We start from the raw sequence: 15,754 nt of genomic DNA on the forward strand, positions 1-15,754 counted from the left end.
TCCACTAAATGGTAGAGCTTGTTGATGTAGGTTCGTCCGGTACTGGCGTGCGCGGCATCAGCTCGGCGATCAGGCTGGCCAGGTGCGCTTGCACGTCATTTTTTGCCGCATCAAAGGCGCGGCGCAAGGCCCATTCAAATGAATAGGCATCGGCGCTGCCATGGCTCTTGAAGACGAGGCCACGCAAGCCCAGCAGGCTGGCGCCGTTGTAACGCGAAGGATTCAAGCGATTACCGATGGCCTTCAGGGCACCGCGCGCGATCAGCGCACCCAGCATGGTAATCGGATTGCGCTTGAATTCGGAAGTGAGCACATCCTTCATGAGGCGCGCCAGGCCTTCGATGGCTTTCAGGGTGACGTTGCCGACAAAGCCGTCGCAGACGACGATATCGGTCGTGCCCTTGAAGATATCATTGCCTTCCACGTTGCCGTAGAAATTCAGCGCGCCACGCTCGTGGTCGGCCTGCAACAGCTTCGACGTGAGTTTCACCACTTCATTGCCCTTGATATCTTCCGTGCCCACGTTCAGCAAGCCGATGGTCGGGCGTGCTATGCCTTCCATGGCGGAAACAAGCACGGAACCCATGATGGCAAACTGGTGCAAGTGATGCGGTTCGCAATCGACGTTGGCGCCCAGGTCCAACATATAGGTGGGGCCATTCTTTTGGTTCGGCAAGATGCTGCAGATGGCCGGGCGGTCGACGCCGGACATGGTTTTCAATACATAGCGCGACACGGCCATCAGGGCTGCCGTATTACCGGCGGAAACGGAGGCTTGCGCCACGCCGCTCTTGACCTGTTCGATGGCCACGCGCATGGAGGAATCCTTCTTGCGGCGCAGGGCCACTTCCAGGGGATCGTCCATGGTAACTTGTTCGGAGGCATGCAATACCGACAGGCGCGGATGCGTGTCGGCTTTATGTTTCTTCAGTTCGGCACGAATCACGTCTTCCAATCCAACAAGGATCAGTTCGGCTTCAGGCTCATGTTTTACGAAGGAAATTGCTGCAGGGATAGTAACTGAGGGACCGTGATCTCCGCCCATGCAGTCGATAGAAATTTTGATTGTCATTTGTGTTGATTCAATACCGCTGCGGGCGTGCGGCAAGATGTGAATCGGACTGGAGCATATGCAGGGCGCGGCATGTCATGCACCGCCTGAGCAAGCTTGATTCAAAATGACGGGTGCGCAAGATGAATTGCAGCCGATAAAAAAGAAGAAGCGGCGCCACGCCGAATAACCACGCAACACCGCTTTCATCTTACCCAACAAAAACGTCGATTACTCGTCGTTTTTGGTCTTCAACACTTTACGGCCACGATAGAAGCCGTTAGGGCTGATATGGTGACGCATGTGTGTTTCGCCGGTAACTGGCTCGACGCTCAATTGCGGCGCGACCAGGAAGTCGTGCGAACGGTGCATGCCGCGCTTGGAAGGGGTTTTCTTGTTCTGTTGAACTGCCATGATGACTCCTAATACATAAGTTCTAAAATTTTAGCACAATCGATAGGCAAATACATGCGAATCGAGTATCCCAGCGGCAAAGACTACCCGAAAATAGCCCGGACCGACATCGTTTATTACACTACATTTCACTACACTTGCCATACTCGATTACCACACGCGTTTGACACGTTCTTTACAGAGAACCTCGACAAGCTGTTGCGCTGACCGCTCGCGACGGTTTTTGAGGCTCCCTTTTTACTGCTTTATTCTGGCTTCAAATCTTTCAGTGCCGCAAACGGCGACTTCTTTTCAGTCTTGAGAGCATCGAGTTGCGCCGTATCGGGACAAACCTCGTGTTTGGGTACCTGCGGCAGCGCCAGCAAGGCTTCATCTTCGATCAGGGCCGCGGCATCCATGCTGCGACTGCCGACGATCACGTCGATTGCTTCATCGTTGATGATTTCTTCGATCTCGTCTGCGTGCTCGTCATCCTTGCCCAGCATCAGCGTGGTCGTCGAATCAATTGCGTAAGCATACGGAGTCAGGCAGCGCTGGCAAACCAGCTGAACGGTGCCGTTGACCGACAAGGTCAGTTGTGGGTAGCCCAGCTTGCTGGTGCCGCCGACGATCTTCCAGGCGATCTCGCCGGAACTATCTGCACAATCCTTGGTCAACCGGGTCATTTCAGCGACAGGAGTTACACCCTCGCGGCTCCCGCTGATACGACAAAAATCAAAGGCGTCGATCACAAAAGCATTCATTGGTAGAAAATTTCCCCGGAAAACCTGCGATAATAACAGGGTTTTTAGCGCCGAGTCAAAGGCTAAGCGTCTTTTTCGACGCACTGATTGGCATATTTGTTAACACACCACCGACATCGCCATGCCGCCCGGGGCCTCATTGACAGGTCCCGCGCCCCGGAGTTTCACTGAAATCCCCATGACGCACATACTGACACCGACTAGCAAGGCCATGCCGGCCACCATCGATTACCGAATGATACCAACTTCCGCCCCATTGCGCTTGATTCTTGCATCGAGTTCGACCTACCGCAAGCAATTGCTTGAGCGCCTGCGCCTGCCTTTCGAGGTAGCCATGCCCGATCTCGACGAAAGCCCCCTGCCAGGCGAGAGCCCCAGCGCCACGGCCCTGCGCCTGGCGCAAGCGAAAGCGCAAGCCGTGCTCGACCGCCATCCCGGCAGCCTCGTCATCGGGTCCGACCAGGTCGCCACCCTGGATGGCGCACAGATCGGCAAACCGGGCAACCATGCCTGTGCCATGCTGCAACTGCAAACCATGCGCGGACGCCAGACCGTGTTCCACACGGCACTGTGCCTGCTCGACGGACGCCGGAATCCGCCCGTGGCGCAGGTGGAAGATATCCAGACCCTGGTCACGGTGCGCGACTTGCCCGACGCGGAACTGGACGCCTACCTGCGCATCGAGCAACCGTATGACTGCGCCGGCAGCGCCAAGAACGAAGGCCTGGGCATCGCCCTGCTCGAGCGCATAGCCACCACCGACCCGACCGCCCTCACCGGCCTGCCGCTGATCGCCCTCACCAGCATGCTACGCAAGGCGGGCGTGGCGTTTTTCACCATTTAATTTACCCACAAAAAGAATATGACCGGCATCCTGTACCTGATTCCCAACCACCTCGGCCTGTCCGACGGCGCCATCGACCCGCTGGCCCAGATCATTCCCGAGCAGGTGCGGCACATCACCTCGCAGCTTGATTATTTCGTCGCGGAAAACGCCAAGACGGCGCGCGCCTTCCTGAAATTGATCGGCCAGCAGCATCCGCTGACCAAGCCGCTGCAGGAAATCACCATTTCCGAACTCAACGTAAATACCCCGGCGCAAGCGCTGGCCGGCTTGCTGGCGCCCCTGCTGGCGGGACGCGATGCGGGCCTCGTCTCGGAAGCGGGCGTGCCCGCCGTGGCCGATCCTGGCGCCGACCTGGTGCGCCTGGCGCATCAGCACGGCATTAAAGTACGCCCGCTGGTGGGGCCCTCGTCGATCCTGCTGGCCGTGATGGCCAGCGGCTTGAACGGCCAGAGCTTCGCCTTCAACGGCTACCTGCCCACCGACGCCGCCTTGCGCGCCAAGCGCCTGAAGGAACTGGAAAGCCGCTCGCGCAATGAAAAACAGACCCAGCTGTTCATCGAAACGCCGTACCGCAACGCCGCCATGCTCGAAGCGCTGGTGGCGCAATGCGCGCCGTCGACCCTGATCTGCGTCGCCACCGACCTGAGCCTGGAGACGGAAAGCGTGCAGACGTGGAATGGCGGACAGTGGAAGAAACAATTGGCGGCCGGCAAGGCACCGGACTTCCACAAGAAGCCGACCGTGTTCTTGCTGCTGGGACAGTAATCTCCCGCCCATAAAAAAACGCCACGGTCGCATCAACCGTGGCGTTTCTTATTCCAGCACTAGCCCAGCCGAGTACGACTATACGCGCCTTGTACCAGTGTTCTTTTGGCCGCCCTTGCCCGTCTCCAGCACGAACTTGGCGCCATCGTCGCGGCCCAATACCTTCACCAGGTAGGGCATGACTTCGCGCAACATCGGCTCCAGGGTGTACGGCGGGTTCAAGATGAACATGCCGCTGCTGTGCAAGCCGAAACCATCGGGCGACGGAGTGTTGACCGTCAGGGTCACGTGCAGCCAGTCCGAGCTGGGCAATTGCTTGAGCTTGTCGGCGAACTGGCGCGATTCCATGCGCTGCAGCACGGGATACCAGACGGCATACATGCCCGACGGGAAGCGCACGAGGGCGTCAGCCAGGGTGTCCTTGACCTTGCGGTAATCCATCTTGTCTTCGTATGGCGGATCGATCAGCACCAGCGCGCGGCGCGATGGCGGCGGCAGCAGCGCTTTCAGGCTCTGGAAACCGTCGGCCTTGGTAATGAGCACGCGCTTGCCGCGCACGGTCGGGCGCTCGCCCTGGGCCAGCGCATGCGCCTCGACCTTGCGGAAGTTATCAGCCAGAATCTTTGCATCGGCAGGATGCAGCTCGAACAGGCGCAAACGGTCTTGCTCGCGGCTGACCTTGTCGGCGCAGTACGGCGAACCCGGGTAGTAGCGCATCTTGCCGCTCGGATTCATTTCCTTGATCAACTTCATGTACTCGGCCAGCGAGGCGGGCAAGTCCGTGCGGTCCCACAGGGGCGCGATGCCCGTTTCGTACTCGGCATTTTTCGAGGCGTAACCACCGTCAAGCGCATACACGCCCGCGCCAGAGTGGGTATCGATATAACTATAGGCGGTATCTTTTTGATTCAGATATTGCAACAACTGAATCTGCACATAATGCTTCAACACATCGGCGTGATTACCCGCGTGAAAGGCGTGGCGGTAACTCAACATAAGCTGGCTAATTCCATAATAAAAATAAACAAAGGCGGGGCTGCGCTGACACCGGGCAGGGCATGAAAACAGACTGGAGGAGTCAGGCTGCAGGGCCAGGAAACAGCATGGACCAGCGTAATCAGCGCGCAATTAGCAGCATTATCCACCAGAAAGGTGTATTGCATCAAAAAACACGGCTAAACAAGCGCATGCATTCTCAGGACCGAGGAGTCCGGTCGCGGTAGAATACGCGCATCGGGCGCCCCGCGCCCATCCGCCGACCAATTAGATACGACCATGCACAGCCTCACCCTCACGACCGACAATCGCGCCGATATCGCGGCAACCCTGGCCGGCCCGCGCTGGACGGTGGCCTGCCTGTGCGCGCTGTGGTGCGGCACTTGTGGCAGCTACCGCACCACGTTCGAGGAACTGGCCGCGCGCCACCCTGACACCGTCTTCGTCTGGATCGACATCGAAGACCAGGCCGACGTGGTGGGCGAGCTTGACATCGACAACTTTCCCACGCTGCTGATCCAGCACGAAGACAACGTGGCCTTCTTCGGCACCGTGCTGCCCGATGGCGGCCTGGCGCACCGCATGGTGCAGGCACAGCAGGCCCTCAGCGGAGACGAACTGGCGGCGCTGGCCGGCAGCACGCAGGAGCGGCGCGACTGGCAGCGTGACTGCAATCTGCGCAGCATGATCGCCGCCACCCTGGCCTGATCCGCATCAAACCAGGCGCAGCGGCAGGCTGCGCAGCCTTTTCCCCGTCAAACTGAACACGGCATTGGCCACGGCCGGCGCGATGGGCGGCGTGCCTGGCTCACCCACGCCTTCCGGATGCTCGGCGCTGGCGATGATGATGGTTTCCACCTCGGGCGTCTGACCCATGCGCAGCACGGGATAGTCGTGGAAATTGCTCTGCTCCACTCTGCCCTCCTTGAAGGTGATCTCGCCGCCCAGCGCCGCCGACAGGCCGAACAGCACGGCCGACTCCATCTGCTGGGCGATGATGTTCGGATTGACGGCGATGCCGCAATCGATGGCGCACACCACGCGCTGCACGCGGATTTCGCCGTTTTCCACGGACACTTGCGCCACTTGCGCCACGATGCTGCCAAACGACTGGTGCAAGGCCACGCCATGTGCATGGCCGGGCGGAGGAGTGCCTGCCTTGGCCACCGCTGCATCGAGCACGGCCAGGTGGCGCGGGTGCTGCGCCAGCATGGCGCGGCGAAAGGCGATGCCGTCCTGTCCCGCCGCGTGAGCCAGTTCGTCAATAAAGCTTTCCTTGAAAAAAGCATTGTGCGAGTGGCCCACCGAACGCCAGTAGCCGATCGGCACGGGGCTGTCGGCGATCACGTGGGCGATGCGCTGATTGGCAATTTCATACGGCATGTCGAATTCGCCTTCGGCCGTGGTCTTGTCCGGTCCCGCGCCGGGCAAGCCAAAATTACGCTGTAAAAACTGGTGCGTGATGGAACCGCTGACCGATTTATTGTCCCAGGAAGCGATGCGGCCATGCTCGTCAAGGCGCGCCGTAAAACGGGCCAGCGCGGCGGGGCGGTACATATCGTGCTGTGTGTCCTGTTCACGCGTCCACACCAGTTGCACCGGCGCGCCGCCGCACTGCAGCGCGATGGCCACGGCCTGGGCCACCATATCAACTTCCAGGCGGCGGCCGAAACCGCCACCGAGCAACAGCACCTCGATGCTGACGTCCTTGGCATCGACGCCAGCCACTTTCGCCGCCACGTCGACGGCGATGCCGGGCGCCTGCGTCGAGACCCACAGCCTCACCTTGCCATCCTTCACTTGCGCGGTGCAGTTGACGGGCTCCATGGCGGCATGGGCCAGGAAAGGCGCGCGGTACTCGGCGCTGACCTGCCGCAAACCCTGCACGGCTTTACTTTCCACCTCGCCGCTGGCGTGGTAGGCATGGCCCGCTTCAGTGTCTAACAGACGGGCAAACTCCGCATACACAGCGGTGCTGGACAAGTTCGCTTGGGCACCAGCCTTCCACTGCGTTGGCAAGGCGGCGGCCGCCTGCTTCGCATGCCACCAGGTATCGGCCACCACGGCGGCGCACGAGACACTGCGCTCTGCCAGCTGCGGCGTCAGGTCCAGCACCTTTTTGACGCCGGGCATGGCCAGGATGGGCGCCGCATCGAAGGCGGCCAGGGCATCACCCAGGCGCGGCGGCAGATGCAGGGCCGCATACAACATGCCGGGCGGGCGCGCATCGATGCCGAACTGCGCGCTGCCATTCACTTTGGACGGCGTGTCGCGGCGCGGCGCGGGCTGGCCGATCAGCTTGAAATCCCGGGGCAGCTTCAGCACGGGCGTGCCCGGATCGATGGCAGCGGCGCGCTGCGCCAGGCTGGCGTAGCTGGCGCGCCGGCCATCCGGGTGCAGCACTGCGCCATCGTGCGTGCGGCACTGTGCGGCCGGCACCTGCCACAGCGCCGCGGCAGCTTTCAGCAGCATGGCACGCGCCGAGGCCCCCGCCTCGCGCATCGGCCCCCAGCCATCCTTCACGCTCGACGAACCGCCAGTGACAATCACGCCCAGTTCGCGCGCCGCCTTGGCTACCGTCCACTGGGCCAGCGCCTTCAGGCGGCCCGCGTCGTCCGGGTGGAACGGCAGGCTATCCTCGAGCATGGCGACATTGCCGAATATCTTGTCCATGGGCGCCTGGATCAGCCGGACGCTGGCCAGCGGCACGTCGAGTTCCTCGGCCACCAGCATGGGCAAGGCCGTATGCACGCCCTGCCCCATCTCGCTGCGCGGCATGGCCAGGGTCACGCTGCCATCCGTGCCGATGGCCAGCCAGCCGTTCAGCGCCACGGCGCCATCCTGCAGCGGTAGCGGCGCGTTGCCATGCAGGCGCTGGCGCGGCGGTAGCACGCCCCAACCCAGTACCAGGGCGCCCACGCCGGCCACGCCGAGACCCAGGCCGCCGAGCAGAAAACGGCGGCGCGACGGGGAGGATTGTGCGGCCATGGGCTGTCCTTTATAGTAGTGAATGATCGATCCAGCGCTCCAGCATATCCTGTGCCAGCACCGGGCGGCTATAAAAATATCCTTGCGCCAGCTTGCAGCCATGGCGCAGCAGGAAAGCGGCCTGCTCTTCCGTCTCCACGCCTTCGGCGATCACGGACATGTGCATGCTCTTGCCCAGCTGAATGATGGCAATCGCTATCGCTTCATCATTGACGTCCGTCGAGATATCCTTGATGAAGGAGCGGTCGATCTTCAGGGTCTGCACGGGCAACTGCTTCAGATACGCGAGCGAAGAATAACCGGTGCCAAAATCGTCGATGGCCAGGCCCACGCCGATGGCGTGCAAATCATTGATGAAACCGAGGGCGTCGCCCGTGTTCATGATCACCGATTCCGTCACTTCCAGCTGCAAACGCTGCGGCTCCAGCCCCGTTTCCTTCAAAATATCGGCCACCATGCCGGCGATGCTGCCCCGCTCGAACTGCTTTACCGACAGATTGACGGCCATCTTCGGCACGTGCAAGCCCTGCGCCTGCCAGCGCATCATCTGGCGGCACGCTTCGTCGAGCACCCATTTGCCCAGCTGGTTGATGAAACCACTGTCCTCGGCCAGCGGGATGAAGCGCACCGGCGGCACCAGGCCCAGTTCCGGGTGGTTCCAGCGCACCAGCGCCTCGACGCCGACCAGGCGGCCCGTGTCGATCTCCACCTGCGGCTGGTAATTGAGGAACATCTCGTTCTTTTCCAGCGAGCGGCGCAAAAAGGTTTCCAGGCGCAGCCGCTCGACGCCCTCGCCCGTCATCGACGGCGCATAGAAGCGGTAGCCGTTGCGCCCGCGCGCCTTGGCCTGATACATGGCCACGTCGGCATTGCGGATCAGCATGTTCAAATCCAGCGCATCGTCCGGATACAGGCTGATGCCCACGCTGCAGGTGACGAACAATTCGTGGCCGGCCACCGTGAACGGCTGGTCGAACATGGTCATCAGCTTTTCGGCCACCTGCGTGGCGCCATACTCGCCGTCGATGCGTTCGAGCAGCACGATGAACTCGTCGCCGCCCAGGCGCGCCAGCGTATCGCCTTCGCGCAGGCGGGCCGCCAGTTGGCCGGCCACCTTTTGCAGCAATTCATCGCCGACATGGTGGCCCAGGGTGTCATTCACGTTCTTGAAGCGGTCCAGGTCGATGAACAGCACGGCCAGCTGCTCCTGGTCGCGCGCGGCGCGCAGCAGGGCGTGCTGCAGGCGGTCGTGGAACAGCAGGCGGTTCGGCAGCGCCGTCAGCGAATCGTGGTGGGCCATGTGGTCGAGCTTTTCCTGCGACTCCTTGACCAGCGTGATATCGCTGAACACGCCCACGTAATGCGTGGGGCCGGCGCGCGCGTCGCGCACGGCGCTGATGGTCAGCCACTCCAGATACAGTTCGCCGTTCTTGCGCTGGTGCCATATCTCGCCGCGCCAGAAACCGGTGGCGGTCAACTCATCCCACATGGCCTGGTAGAACGCCGCGTCGTGGCGCGCCGAGCGCCTCAGCGAAGAATGCCGGCCTACCGCTTCGGCCTCGGTATAGCCGGTGATCTGCGTGAAGGCGGGATTGACGGTGACGATGATGCCTTCGGCGTCGACTACCATCACGCCATCGGCAATGTATTCCAGCACGGTGGCCGACAGGCGCAGTTTTTCCTCGGCTTCCTTGCGCGCCGTGATATCGGCATACACCCAGATACTGCCTTCGTTGGGGCGCAGCGGATCGAGCGCGCAGCCACTGACCAGCGCCCAGAACAGGCTCCCGTCGCGGCGCTTGTACTGGCGCTCCTCGCTGAAATCACCGCCCATGGCCAGCGTCGGATACTGGCGCTCGCCCGCCTCTTCGAAGTCATACGAAGTCACAAACACGATGGCGGTCGAACTGCCCGTCATCTCGGCATGGCCGTAGCCAAACAGCTCCTCACAGCGGCGATTGACGGAAATGATGCGGCGATGGCGCACGAACATCACGCCGAACATCACGTTGTCGAGGATCGCGCTTTGCTCCGTCAGCAGCGCTTCGATACGCATCTCGTGGTGCTTGCGCTGGCTGATGTCGGCAATGATGCCGTCAACCCAGCTGACGCCCTGCCCGCCCGCCTGCGGCTGGCCATTCTCTGCCACCCAGCGCTCGATGCCGAAAGCGTCGATGATGCGGTATTCGAGCGCATACGGGCGCACCTCAAGCACAGCCTGGCGCACGGCGCGGCGGTGTTCGCGGCGGTCTTCCGGGCAGATCAGGTCAGCCCAGGCATGCGTGGTGCCGCGCATGAACTGGCACGCCGAAAAACCGGAAATCTCTTCGATGGCATCGCTGACAAAATCGATGGGGCCGTCGGGCCGGTAGCGGAAGACGGCACCCGGCACCTGCGTGACGATGGTACGGAAACGCTCTTCGCGCTGGCCCACATCTTCGAACAGCTGGCCGATGGCAGCGCGCATTTGTTCAAGCTGGGCCGTCAGACGCCCCAGTTCGTCATTGCTGTGCGACGCCAGCGGCGTGTCGAAATCGCCGTGCGACAGGCGGTCGGAAAAACGCGTCAGGCGGCGCAGGGGCTTGAGCAGGCGACGATTCAGGAACAGCACGATCAGCGCCATCGACACGGCCAGCTGCGCCCCCAGCACGAAAATATAGGACATCTGCTTTTCGCGCAGCTCCTGCTGGCTGCGCGCATCGTCCATCTCGACGACGACGTGGCCGATGCGTTCGCCGCGCACGAGGATGTCGCGCTCGGCGCGGTACAGATTGCCCACGGGCCGCTGCGGCGCCTGCAAGCGGATGAATTCCGTGTCGCCCTGCCCCAGCACCTTCACCTGCAGCACGGCGCGATCACGCATCACCGACTCGACCAGCGAATGGGCCGATTCCGCATTCATGTTCCACAGCGACTCCTGCACGCCCAGCGCCAGGATGTCCGCATTGCGCTGCAAGGCCTCGTTCAGGCTGGTGCGCGCCGACTGGCGCTCATGCACGCCGACCAGCACATAGCTGCCGAAAGTGGCGGGAACGACCAGGCCGCCAAATACCACCAGCAGCAAGGCGCCGTAGATCGACGAGCCGAACAGCACACGCAGGCTGGCGCGCAGGCGCTCATAAGGTGAATTAAACATGCGGCAACAGGGCGACAGGGATCAGGCAGGCGATCATTGAACTTTACAGGGGAAGTCGGGTGGTCAGGTGGGAAGAAACTTTATCAGGGGCAATTATGCATGGAAAAAGCGGGGAAAGTCACCAATAAACACACGCCAGCGCCTACCTCATGTCATATAAACAGGGTGGAAAAACCACACGCGGACCGGTGCGCCAGGCCGGCGCCAGCAGAAAAGCGCGCGGCTTGCTATCATCGCGCCACTTCATCTAGAGGAACCACCATGACCTTCTCCATCTACTCCGCTTCGATCCCCGTCTTCAAACAGATCCTGGGCAGCCTGGCCGCCATCCTGGACAAGGCAGAAACGCACGCGCAAGACAAGAAAATCGACCCGAACGCCCTGCTGCAGTTCCGCCTGTTCCCGGACATGCTGCCTTTCGTGCGCCAGATCCAGATCGCCACCGACTTCGCCAAAGGCTGCGGCGCGCGCCTGGCCGGCGTGGCCGTGCCGCCGTATGAAGACAGCGAACAGAGCTTTGCAGAACTGAAAGCGCGCATCGTGAAAACCATCGCCTTCCTGGAAAGCCTGCCGCAAGCGGACATCGACGGCAGCGAAACGCGCGCCATCACCACCGGCAGCGGCGAAAAGACCAAGCACTTCACGGGCCAGACCTATCTGTTCCATTACGCGCTGCCGCACTTCTTCTTCCACGCCACGACGGCATACGACATCCTGCGCCACAATGGCGTCGAAGTCGGCAAAAAAGATTTTATTGGCAGTTATTAATAGTTCACGCCAATAGTACCGGGGTCAGACCCTCAATGCCGTTGACACAAAAGTCATCGCTGACATGTGAGGGGGTCTGACCCCAGCAGTTGCTGCTGGCTTACCTAAGTATTCCGGCGCGGATAACCTTGAGAAAGAATCCGCACCCACACCACTTCCTTCTCTTCATCCGTCATCGACACCCAGTGGGCCACCTCCACCACGCTGCGGCCGCAGCCGCGGCAGATTTCATCGAAAGTCGTCGAGCACACGGCCACGCAGGGCGTATCGGGACGGGGCGGCAATGCCTTGTCCGTCATCAGGATACCTTCGGCAAGCCGAGCTTTTCCCAGCCTTCGACGCCCAACGCTTCCAGGGTGGCGATATTTTTATCAAAAATCTCCGACGCTTCCGGGAATGCCTCGACGGCGCGTTCGATGCTGTCTTCGCGCAGCAGGTGCAGGGTCGGGTAGGGCGAACGGTTGGTATAGTTGCTGATGTCGTCTTCGAACGTCTCGGCAAACTGGTAGTTCGGGTGGAAGCTGGCCACTTGCAGTTCGCCGGCCAGGTGCATGTCTTCCACGGCCGCGTCGGCCACATCGAGGAACTCGTTGTAGTCGAGGAAATCGTTCAGCGTATACGGATGGATCAGCAAGGTCGTGTCGATCTGCTCGGGGTCCGTGTCGGCCAGGGTTTGCAGCTCGTCCATCAGCATCGCCAGCAGATCCTCCGGATTGCTCGATTCACACACCACATAGCGGATCTGCTTCTTGACGTGCACGGCCTTGGCGAACGGGCACAGGTTCAGGCCGATCACGGCCTTTTCCAGCCAGGCAACGGTATTGGCGATGATGACGGCTTTGTCGTCGTCGTGGCGCGGCGGGGTGTTCATATGCATGACTCTCTATCAATAAGGCGACCGGCAGCCGAATGGCCGGCCAAAGCCAAATTGTACGCACTCTTTGCGCAGTCTCATACTGGACGGCTTGCCAGGCTTGCGCCAGTCCCCTCGCCATGTATGCTATAACAACGGCCGCATCACGCCTTGGGCAAATTAAATTTGCAATAATGACAGTATTTGTAAATGGAAAGTCAGGCGTTTCCCACTTATTGCCGCTTATTTCCTGTCATCAGGCTGACATAATTCTTGACTCAGGCATGGGGATATACGTACACTCGCTGCTGAATCATGGGTCTGTCCGATGTTTCTCCGACGACAACAATGGAACACTATGCACGAAAACTCCTTTAAATCTACCGTCCTGGCGGCGTTGGCCCTGGCGCTTGCGCCCGCCCTCAGCCAGGCGTACGAAGCCGGTGTTGAGAGCGATAACGCGCCAGTCGCCGCCGCCACCGCACCGGCCCTGATCCCGATGACCGCCCAGGTCACGGCGAAACTCCCCACCCTCGACAACCGCCTGCAAAAGACCGACCGCCTGCTGAAAAACCTCAGCGAGAACTCCGATCCGCTGCGCGAAGCCGACGTCTGGGGCCGCATCCGCAGCGGTTATGCCATTCCCGACATCAACAACCAACTGGTGGCCAACCACGTCAACTGGTACGCCACCCGCCCCGACTACATCGCCCGCACCACGGCGCGCGCCTCGCGCTACATCTTCCACGTGGTGCAGGAACTGGAAAAGCGCGGCATGCCGACGGAACTGGCCTTGCTGCCGTTTATCGAGTCCGCCTTCAACCCGCAAGCGTTCTCCAGCGCCAATGCGGCCGGCATGTGGCAATTCGTGCCCGCCACCGGGCGTGATTTCAACCTCAAGCAAAACATGTTCAAGGACGAGCGCCGCGGCGTGCTGGCCTCGACCGATGCGGCCCTGACCTACCTGCAGCGCCTGTATGACATGTTTGGCGACTGGCAACTGGCCCTGGCCGCCTACAACTGGGGCGAAGGCTCGGTGCAGCGCGCCATCAAGAAAAACCAGGCGCTGGGCAAGCCGACCGACTTCGAAAGCCTGGCCGACCTGATGCCGGCCGAAACGCGCAACTACGTGCCGAAACTGCAAGCGGTGAAAAATATCATCGCCAATCCGGCCCAGTTCGGCCTGACCCTGCCCGTGGTCGACAACCAGCCGTATTTCACGGCCATCGACAAGACCAGCGACATCGACATCACCGTCGCCGCCCAACTGGCAGAGCTGTCAATGGATGAATTCAAGGCCTTGAATCCGCAATTTAACCGCCCCGTCATCATCGGCGGCGAAAAGACCAAGATTCTGTTGCCGCAGGAAAATGCGGCCAAGTTCACCACCAACCTGGCGCAATGGGGCCATGCCTTGTCGAGCTGGACCACGCACAAGATCACCAATGCGCGCGAACGCATCGAAACCCTGGCGTCGAAATTCGGCACCACGGCCGACGTGCTGCGCCAGGCCAACAACATTCCCCTGCGCACGCGCCTGCGCGCCGGTTCCACCATCCTCGTGCCGAAAACCTCGGCCACGATGAACAAGGACATCACCCAGGAAATCGCCGACAGTGCCACCATGCTGCTGGAAGCGGATCGTCCCGAACGGGCGGCCAAGTCCGCGCGCCGCCTCGCCAAGGGCGGCAAGGTGCAAGCCGCGCCGATTTCCCTGGTGAAACCACGCATCCAGCGTGGCGGCGGCGGCAACAAGGCAAAGGCCCGTCACTGATCGCCCGAGCCGCATAGATTTACCTCACCGGCCGCCACAGCTTTGCTGTCGCGGCCGGTTGTACATCCGCTCCATCACCCCAGACAGGAGTCGTCATGGCTTTCTTGCAAGGCAAAAAAATCCTCATCACGGGCTTGCTGTCGAACCGTTCCATCGCCTACGGCATCGCCAAGGCTTGCCACCGCGAAGGCGCCACCCTCGCCTTCACGTATGTGGGCGAACGCTTCAAGGAGCGCATCACGGAATTTGCGGCTGAATTCGGCAGCGACCTGGTGTTCGAATGCGACGTATCGAGCGATGAACAGATCGGCGCCGTCTTCAGCGACCTGGCCCGGCACTGGGAACACTTGGACGGCCTCGTGCACGCCATCGGCTACGCCCCGCGCGAGGCGATTGCCGGCGACTTCCTCGACGGCCTGTCGCGCGACAGCTTCCGCATCGCGCACGATATCTCCGCCTACAGCTTCCCCGCCATGGCCAAGGCCGCCCTGCCCCTGCTGCATCCGGGCGCCTCGGTCCTGACCCTGACCTACCTGGGCGCCATGCGCGCCGTGCCCTACTACAACACCATGGGCCTGGCCAAGGCTTCGCTGGAAGCGTCCGTGCGCTACCTGGCCGAATCGCTGGGCCCGCGCGGCATCCGCGCCAACGCCATCTCGGCCGGCCCCATCAAGACCCTGGCCGCCTCCGGCATCAAGGATTTCAGCAAACTCCTGGGCTTTGTCGCCGAACACGCCCCGCTGCGGCGCAACGTCACCATCGAGGAAGTGGGCAACACGGCCGCTTTTTTACTATCCGACCTGGCCTCGGGCATCACGGGCGAAATCAGCTACGTCGATGGTGGCTTTTCGCAAGTGATGGCCGTCAATCCGGAGCTAGAGTAATCCATTGCTGGTCGATATTGGCGACATCGCACGTCGCCTTTCTCGCCCCCCCCCCAAGAAAGACATCGAAGCGGCGCCGCGCCACGCGGAAAACCAAGACTGGGGCAAAATCGATTGCGCCTGCCATGATGATGGCCGCCGCTGCCCGCCGACTCCGCCGCCAGGCTTGCCTAAGCCACAGAAAACTACGTATTCTTACTGATTTCGCATAGGAAACATCGTCAAAACGTGGTAGGACTGTCGTTTCTTCCCATTTAGACCGTGCAAAACGGCGTCAAATACGGTATAGTGTCGTTGTGCGCTGCAATATGTTCCCTTGAAGCGAAGACAACACCGCAGTACAGCAATACAAATTTAGCAGCTTCGCAAGCCTTAGCGCATCCACAGGATGCCGCTTATAAAGCCCTCCCGCCTTGTGTGTCGCACCTGACACCGTCCCGGCGCAAAGCTTTTGTGCCGAAATTTCTTTCTAGTTGAGTCATTTCGTTTTGGTTGGCGTTGCTATTTTGCGTTCTGCTTTTTGCAAGAACGCTGA

At 61.1% G+C, this 15,754-nt stretch carries 14 protein-coding genes; 6 read left to right on the forward strand and 8 right to left on the reverse strand.

Going from position 1 to position 15,754, the window contains the following annotated elements; all coding sequences use genetic code 11:
- Nucleotides 1–4 precede the first annotated feature (4 nt).
- The 3 genes from plsX to K0F85_RS01420 all read right to left on the reverse strand — a co-directional run bounded on the left by plsX (nucleotide 5) and on the right by K0F85_RS01420 (nucleotide 2,208).
- A complete protein-coding gene (gene plsX, locus K0F85_RS01410; protein ID WP_219114215.1) occupies nucleotides 5–1,072 on the reverse strand; it encodes a phosphate acyltransferase PlsX in 1,068 nt (355 codons plus the stop codon).
- A gap of 210 nt (nucleotides 1,073–1,282) precedes the next feature.
- Nucleotides 1,283–1,465, reverse strand: coding sequence for a 50S ribosomal protein L32 (gene rpmF, locus K0F85_RS01415; protein ID WP_034749653.1), 183 nt, complete (start codon nucleotides 1,463–1,465; stop codon nucleotides 1,283–1,285).
- 245 nt (nucleotides 1,466–1,710) lie between these two features.
- Entirely contained in the window at nucleotides 1,711–2,208 is a 498-nt protein-coding gene (locus tag K0F85_RS01420; RefSeq protein WP_219114216.1) for a DUF177 domain-containing protein, read from the reverse strand.
- 235 nt (nucleotides 2,209–2,443) lie between these two features.
- Between K0F85_RS01420 and K0F85_RS01425 the strand changes: the two genes are divergently transcribed.
- The gene (locus K0F85_RS01425) at nucleotides 2,444–3,052 is read left to right on the forward strand and encodes a Maf-like protein (RefSeq protein WP_219114491.1); all 609 of its coding nucleotides are present in this window, start codon (nucleotides 2,444–2,446) and stop codon (nucleotides 3,050–3,052) included.
- A gap of 18 nt (nucleotides 3,053–3,070) precedes the next feature.
- Nucleotides 3,071–3,820 carry an SAM-dependent methyltransferase gene (locus tag K0F85_RS01430; RefSeq protein ID WP_219114217.1) on the forward strand — a complete coding sequence of 250 codons (750 nt, stop codon included), beginning with the start codon at nucleotides 3,071–3,073 and terminating at the stop codon, nucleotides 3,818–3,820.
- 78 nt (nucleotides 3,821–3,898) lie between these two features.
- On the opposite strand, the gene K0F85_RS01435 is transcribed toward K0F85_RS01430, so the two are convergent.
- On the reverse strand, nucleotides 3,899–4,816 hold the full coding sequence (locus K0F85_RS01435) for a 23S rRNA (adenine(2030)-N(6))-methyltransferase RlmJ (protein WP_034749665.1): 918 nt from the start codon (nucleotides 4,814–4,816) through the stop codon (nucleotides 3,899–3,901).
- Nucleotides 4,817–5,095: 279 nt separating this feature from the next.
- Between K0F85_RS01435 and K0F85_RS01440 the strand changes: the two genes are divergently transcribed.
- Nucleotides 5,096–5,524, forward strand: coding sequence for a thioredoxin family protein (locus K0F85_RS01440; protein WP_219114218.1), 429 nt, complete (start codon nucleotides 5,096–5,098; stop codon nucleotides 5,522–5,524).
- Between the two features lie 6 nt (nucleotides 5,525–5,530).
- Here K0F85_RS01440 and K0F85_RS01445 read toward each other — a convergent pair whose 3' ends face one another.
- Both K0F85_RS01445 and K0F85_RS01450 read right to left on the reverse strand, forming a co-directional pair.
- Entirely contained in the window at nucleotides 5,531–7,804 is a 2,274-nt protein-coding gene (locus tag K0F85_RS01445; RefSeq protein ID WP_219114219.1) for a xanthine dehydrogenase family protein molybdopterin-binding subunit, read from the reverse strand.
- A 10-nt stretch (nucleotides 7,805–7,814) separates the two neighbouring features.
- Nucleotides 7,815–10,940 (reverse strand): EAL domain-containing protein, encoded by a 3,126-nt coding sequence (locus K0F85_RS01450; RefSeq protein ID WP_219114220.1) that lies wholly within the window; start codon nucleotides 10,938–10,940, stop codon nucleotides 7,815–7,817.
- Nucleotides 10,941–11,201: 261 nt separating this feature from the next.
- Between K0F85_RS01450 and K0F85_RS01455 the strand changes: the two genes are divergently transcribed.
- Complete coding sequence (locus K0F85_RS01455; protein WP_219114221.1) at nucleotides 11,202–11,708, forward strand: DUF1993 family protein; 507 nt, start codon at nucleotides 11,202–11,204, stop codon at nucleotides 11,706–11,708.
- Nucleotides 11,709–11,812: 104 nt separating this feature from the next.
- On the opposite strand, the gene K0F85_RS01460 is transcribed toward K0F85_RS01455, so the two are convergent.
- On the reverse strand, nucleotides 11,813–12,007 hold the full coding sequence (locus K0F85_RS01460) for a DUF1289 domain-containing protein (protein WP_219114222.1): 195 nt from the start codon (nucleotides 12,005–12,007) through the stop codon (nucleotides 11,813–11,815).
- Nucleotides 12,007–12,585, reverse strand: coding sequence for a DUF1415 domain-containing protein (locus K0F85_RS01465; protein WP_257572450.1), 579 nt, complete (start codon nucleotides 12,583–12,585; stop codon nucleotides 12,007–12,009). Before K0F85_RS01465 ends, K0F85_RS01460 begins: the two co-directional genes overlap by 1 nt.
- Before the next feature lie 334 nt (nucleotides 12,586–12,919).
- On the opposite strand from K0F85_RS01465, the gene K0F85_RS01470 reads away from it, so the two are divergent.
- Both K0F85_RS01470 and fabI read left to right on the forward strand, forming a co-directional pair.
- Nucleotides 12,920–14,335, forward strand: coding sequence for a transglycosylase SLT domain-containing protein (locus K0F85_RS01470; protein ID WP_219114223.1), 1,416 nt, complete (start codon nucleotides 12,920–12,922; stop codon nucleotides 14,333–14,335).
- A 95-nt stretch (nucleotides 14,336–14,430) separates the two neighbouring features.
- The gene (gene fabI, locus K0F85_RS01475; RefSeq protein WP_219114224.1) at nucleotides 14,431–15,219 is read left to right on the forward strand and encodes an enoyl-ACP reductase FabI; all 789 of its coding nucleotides are present in this window, start codon (nucleotides 14,431–14,433) and stop codon (nucleotides 15,217–15,219) included.
- Nucleotides 15,220–15,754 lie beyond the last annotated feature (535 nt).

The organism is Janthinobacterium sp. UMAB-56 (assembly GCF_900095265.1).
Classification (GTDB): domain Bacteria; phylum Pseudomonadota; class Gammaproteobacteria; order Burkholderiales; family Burkholderiaceae_D; genus Janthinobacterium.